Annotated in this window: 1 protein-coding gene; it reads right to left on the bottom strand. The window is 59.5% G+C overall.

Annotated elements, in window-relative coordinates:
* On the bottom strand, nucleotides 1-533 hold a 533-nt coding region (locus NKJ73_RS34190), incomplete at both ends, for an AMP-binding protein (protein WP_352572801.1).

The raw sequence follows: 533 nt of genomic DNA, 5'->3' as shown, positions 1-533 counted from the left end.
GGGGCGGTTGAGATAACCGCGCGCAACGCCGGCCCCGCCGATATAGAGCTCGCCCACCGCCCCGAACGGCACCGGCTGACCATGACCGTCCAACAGATACACCCGCGTGTTGGCAATCGGACGCCCGATCGGGACAACTGACCCGTCAAAATCAGCCGGGCAATTCCAGGCCGTCACGTCGATAGCTGCTTCCGTGGGACCATATAGATTGTGCAGGCCAGTCCAAGGCAATACGCGCCGAACCTTCTGCGCAAGGGAGGCAGGAAGCGCCTCGCCACTGCACATGAGACGCTGCAGGGATGTGCAGCCATCAACACCCTTCGTGTCCATAAAGCTGACCAGCATGGATGGTACAAAGTGTGCAGTGGTGATGCTTTGGCTGACTATCAAGTTTACAAGCGCATCGGGGTTTTTGTGCGCAGCCGGAGGCGCCAGCACCAGGGTCGCTCCTTCAAGCAACGTCCAGAAGAATTCCCAGGCCGAGACGTCGAAGCCAAACGGGGTCTTCTGCAAGACGACATCAGTCGCATTGA

The sequence above is a fragment of the Mesorhizobium sp. M0074 genome, assembly GCF_040322975.1.
Lineage (GTDB): Bacteria > Pseudomonadota > Alphaproteobacteria > Rhizobiales > Rhizobiaceae > Mesorhizobium.
The sequence above is the reverse complement of the archived record's forward strand: the minus strand, read 5'-3'. Positions and strand labels throughout refer to the sequence as shown.